The sequence below is a fragment of the Streptomyces sp. SID5910 genome, assembly GCF_009862125.1.
GTDB lineage: Bacteria > Actinomycetota > Actinomycetes > Streptomycetales > Streptomycetaceae > Streptomyces.
On record NZ_WWHX01000593.1, the window covers coordinates 1 to 4,623 of the forward strand.

At 74.5% G+C, this 4,623-nt stretch carries 5 protein-coding genes; 1 reads left to right on the forward strand and 4 read right to left on the reverse strand.

The genetic code is table 11. The annotated features are described in order from the left end of the window. The 3 genes from GTW67_RS20870 to GTW67_RS20880 form a co-directional block, all read right to left on the reverse strand. Positions 1-795: beta-ketoacyl-[acyl-carrier-protein] synthase family protein (locus GTW67_RS20870; protein WP_237518959.1), on the reverse strand; the 795-nt coding region annotated here is incomplete at its 3' end. After that, entirely contained in the window at positions 795-1,097 is a 303-nt protein-coding gene (locus GTW67_RS20875) for an acyl carrier protein (protein ID WP_161166325.1), read from the reverse strand. The genes GTW67_RS20870 and GTW67_RS20875, both read right to left, overlap by 1 nt. Positions 1,098-1,169: 72 nt before the next feature. Beyond that, positions 1,170-2,234: a beta-ketoacyl-ACP synthase III gene (locus GTW67_RS20880; RefSeq protein WP_346010704.1), complete on the reverse strand. Its 1,065-nt coding sequence runs from the start codon at positions 2,232-2,234 to the stop codon at positions 1,170-1,172. A 279-nt stretch (positions 2,235-2,513) separates the two neighbouring features. On the opposite strand from GTW67_RS20880, the gene GTW67_RS20885 reads away from it, so the two are divergent. After that, positions 2,514-3,749, forward strand: coding sequence for an MFS transporter (locus tag GTW67_RS20885; protein ID WP_161166326.1), 1,236 nt, complete (start codon positions 2,514-2,516; stop codon positions 3,747-3,749). A gap of 107 nt (positions 3,750-3,856) precedes the next feature. On the opposite strand, the gene GTW67_RS20890 is transcribed toward GTW67_RS20885, so the two are convergent. Next, positions 3,857-4,369 (reverse strand): nuclear transport factor 2 family protein, encoded by a 513-nt coding sequence (locus GTW67_RS20890; protein ID WP_161166327.1) that lies wholly within the window; start codon positions 4,367-4,369, stop codon positions 3,857-3,859. Positions 4,370-4,623: the final 254 nt, after the last annotated feature.

Sequence of the window (4,623 nt, forward strand, 5' to 3'; positions counted from 1 at the left end):
GTGGGCGTCGGTCGCAGCGCCGTAGCCGCTGACCGCCGCCCGCACCGAGGCGCCGCGGGCCCGCGCGTCGGCCGCCCGTTCCAGCACCAGCACCGCGGCGCCCTCGGCGGCGACGAAACCGTCTCGGTCGGCGTCGAAGGGCCTGCTGGCGCGCTCGGCGTCGGCCTTCCCGCGTGACAGCGCCCCCATCTTGGCCAGGCCGGCCAGGGTGGTGGGGGTGAGCGCCGACTCGCTGGCCCCGGCCAGCACGATGTCGCACGTCCCGGCCCGCAGCAGGTCCCGGCCCAGGCCGACCGCGGTCGCCCCGGAGGCGCACGCGGTGGCCGTCACCAGGCTCGGCCCCTGCGCGCCGCAGTCGATGGCCACCTGACCCGCCACCATGTTCGGCAGGTACTTGGGGATGGTCAGCGGCGACACCCGCCGCGAGCCGGCCTCGCACAGCACGGCGTGCTGCTCTTCCAGCACGCCGGGCCCGCCCAGCGAGTTGCCCAGCACCACGCCGACCCGGGTGCCGTCCCAGGTGTCGCTGGAGCACCCGGCGTCCTGCACTGCCATGCGGGCGGCGGCCACGGCGAGCTGCACGAACCGGTCGAGCTGCCAGGCGGTCCGCCCGCCCAGCAGCGCGTCGGCGTCGAAGCCGGGCACGCGGCAGCACAGGTCGACCGGCAGGCCGTCGAGCGTGTCGTCGCGGGCGGCGCAGGAGAGTCCCGACAGGACCCGCGCCCAGTTCTCCTCCACGCCGATGCCGGCGGGGGTGACCAGGCCGAGGCCGGTGATGACGACGTCCGCGGCCATCAGGCGTCCGCCTGCTTGCCGGCGACGAATGCGGCGAGCTCTTCCAGGGTGAACGCGTCGGACAGTTCGCCGTCGTCGATGGCCACCGAGAACTCCTTGTCCAGCACCAGGCCGAGTTCTATCAGGACCAGTGAGTCGAACTTCATCTCCCGCAGCGTCGTATGCGGCTGCACCGACTCGGCCGGTACCTTGAACTGTCCGGTGAGTACCGCGGCGATCCGTCGCCGGACGCCCGCCGGCGCCTCTCGGCCCGGTCCGTCGGGAGCGGTGTGGCCACCGGTCGTGATCGGGGACTGCGTCATGGGGAATCACTCCTTGTTCCTTGTGTGAGTTCTGCCGTCTTCCGACGTTGCCTCGTTCGTTCTCCGCCGTGTTCACACGGGCTTGACCTGCGGCCACTCGAGAGCAAGTGCGCCCCAGGTGAGCCCCCCGCCGAAGCCACACAGCACGACGCGGTGGCCGGGGCGCAGGATGCCGTCCTGTGCGGCGTCCGCGAGGGCCAGCGGGATGGAGGCCGCCACGGTGTTGCCGACCTGGCCGATGTTCGACGGGAAGCGGTCGACGGGCAGGTCCAGCCGGTCCGCGACCGCGGCGGTGATCCGGGCGTTGGCCTGGTGCAGCACCACCCGGTCGATGTCGGTCACGGCCCAGCCGAGTTCGTCCGCGGTCGCGCGTACGCTGTCCGCCATCCGCCGCACGGCCTGCCCGAACACCGGACGGCCGGCCATCGTGAAGTAGGCGTCGTGCTCGCGCGCGGGCTCGCCGGCCGACCGTCGGCGGGAACCACCTCCGGGGACTTGGATCAGGTCGCTGCGCGTGCCGTCGCTGCCCCAGGTCAGCCCGCGCAGGGCACCACGCTCAGCGGGGTGCCCGGCCCGCAGGAGAACGGCCCCCGCGCCGTCCCCGAAGACGGCACGGGTCGTGCGGTCGCCGGGGGCGAGGATGGTGGAGAAGGTGTCCGCCCCCACCACCAGTACACGCTCGGCGGCCCCTGACGTGATCAGGGCACCGCTCACGCCGAGGGCGTAGACGAACCCCGAACAGACGGCCGAGATGTCGAAGGCCGCCACGCCGACGAGGCCCAGCCGGCTCGCCACCTCCGGCGCGGTCGCCGGGCAGGGCCGGTCCGGGGTGCTGGTCGCCAGCACCACCGCGTCCGCCGCGCGGTCACCGCCGTCCTCCGCACCGTCCGGGGCGGCCGACGCCAGCGCCCGCCGGCCGGCCTCCACGGCCAGGTCTCCGGTGCTCTCCCCGGGGGAGACCACATGCCGGCGGCGGATGCCGGTGCGGGAACGGATCCACTCGTCGGAGGTGTCCAGCGCGCGTGCCAGCTCGTCGTTGGTCACCACGCTCCGCGGCACCCACGCGCCCAACCCCGCGACCACCGCGGTCCGTTCCCGTGTCCCCGCGTCCGCGGGCTGCGCGTCCTGCACGTCCACCTCGCCTGCCTTTCCGTGGTCTAGTCGTCTCCGGCCCGCTCCGGCACGCCCGCCGGGGCGACGGTGACCGGCACCCGGCCGGAGGCCCTGACGTCACGGTGGGCGCACGCGCTCCGCTCCGGCTCACGAGCGCCCCACGCACGGGTCACGACACCCGGATGAGCGGGATGTGAGCACGTGGGGAGGGAACCGGGTGAGGGTGAAGGACGACGCTGCATCCCGCAGTCCCGCGGCGCGCACCCGCGCCGCGGCCCGAACCACAAGAGGAGGCTTCCGCAGGTGCAGTCACGACCTCTGACGCGCGGGCTGACGCTGCTGCTGGCCGTTGTCTGCGGTATCACGACGGCGAACGCGTACTACGCCCAGCCGCTGCTCGACCGCATGGCGCACGATCTGAACGCTTCGTCCTCGGCGGTGTCCCTGCTGGTGACCACCGGTCAGATCGGCGTGGCCTGCGGCCTGCTGTTCGTCGTCCCGGCCGCCGACATCATGCGCCGGCAGTTCCTGCTGACCGCGCTGTTCGCCCTGGACGCCCTGGCGCTGGCGGGCAGCGCCCTCGCCCCCGACGTGCTGGTGCTGGACCTCCTGGCCGTGCTCATCGGAGTCGGCGCGGTCGCCATTCCGATCCTGACCGCTTACGCCGCGGGACTGGCCGACGACGCCACCCGCGGCCGCGCCCTCGGAGTAATCATGGGGGGTGTCCTGTTCGGCATCCTGCTGTCCCGGACGGTCGCCAGCCTGATCGCCGCCCTCGGCGGCTGGCGCACGGTCTACGCGGTCGCCGCCCTCGCCATGGCGGTGGTGACGGTGGCCGTCCCGCGGATCGTGCGCGACGGCTCCCGGCCGCTGCGCATGGCCTACGGCGCCCAGGTGCTGTCCGTCCTCACCCAGTTCCGCGACCATCCGGTCCTGCGCACCCGCTGCTTCCTCGGCGCCTGTGTGATGGGTGCCTTCACCGCCTTCTGGACCAGCGTGGCCTTCCTGCTGACCGCCCCGCCGTTCTCCTACTCGCAGATCGGCATCGGCGTCTTCGCCCTGTCCGGGGTCGCGGGCGCGCTCATCACCTCGGGCGGCGGCCGGCTGATCGACCGCTACCGCCACTGGCGGTGGCAGTCCTCCGGTGTCTGCCTGGCCGTGCTGGCGCTGTCCTTCGCCCTGCTGATGCTGGGCGGCACCAGCATCGTGTGGCTGGTGGCCGGGGCCGTGGTGATGGACGCCGCGATCCAGGCGGTGCACGTCACCAACCAGAGCGTGGTCTACGAGCTGAACGACGACGCCCGGTCCCGGCTGGCCAGCGGCTACATGATCTCCTTCGCGCTGGGCGGCGCCGTGGGCTCCGCGTGCTCCGCCGAGGCCTACCACCGCTGGGGCTGGAACGGTTCCTGCTGGGTGGGCGTGGCACTGGCCGCCGCGGGCCTGCTCGCGTGGGCGTTCGGCAGCGGCGCGGAACGCGCCCGCCAGCACCAGCTCCGCGCCCGGTACGAGGAGGCCGGGCGGAGCCCGACCACCGTGTGACACCGCCGCACGCCGACGCCCCGGGGCCCCGGCCGGATTCCTCCGGCCGGGGCCCCGGGGCGTGCCGTCCCCGTCACCGGTGCGCCCGCGGTGGGCGCACGCCCCGCCTACGGGTCCACGCCGTCCGGCGCGGCGGAACCGGCGGTGTGGGTGTACGCCCGTACGTCACCGCGGGTGTGGAACGTGGCGAAGTCCATGCCCGCCACCCGCCACGCCCCTTCGCCACGGCGCAGCGTCAGCGTGTGCCGGCCCCACGCCTCCCACTCGGCGCCGCCCAGCGTGGGCTCCAGGGCGTTGAGTACATGGCAGCTGAAACGGGCCGTGGCGTGCGCCCCTCGCACCCGCACCCGGCACCGGCCCAGGACGTGGGCGTTGGTCTTGCCCGGGTGCAGCGCCGCCCGCCACCGCGCGATCAGTTGCGCCCGCGTCAGCCGTACCGGCTCACCACCCGTCAGGGAGGTGTGGTCGACCTCGATCTCGTCGTCGAGCAGGGCCGGGACCCGCTCCCAGTCGCCGTCCTCCATCGCCTCGAACAGATCGTCCACGAGATCGGTGATGCGGGCGGCGTCGTCGGCCACCAGTGGTGCCGCGCTCGGGGCGGCCGTGTCCGTCGTCCTCATGTGTTCCTCCTCTTCTCGGGCCGCCGCGGTCGGGCGGCTCCGTCCTCGGTCCCGTGCGGTCGTGCCCGGCGCCCCCGGCCACCGCCGGCCTTTCCTCCGGCGACACGGCCCCGGCCGCTCCCGCGCCCTGGCCCGCGGGGCGGGCGGGGCGGGAGCGGCCGGGACCGGGTGGGGCGCGCGGGGGGGGGAGCGGGCGCTCAGCGGGACAGGAACTCCCAGATGCTGCGCCGCAGCCCGGCCACGTCCAGACCGTG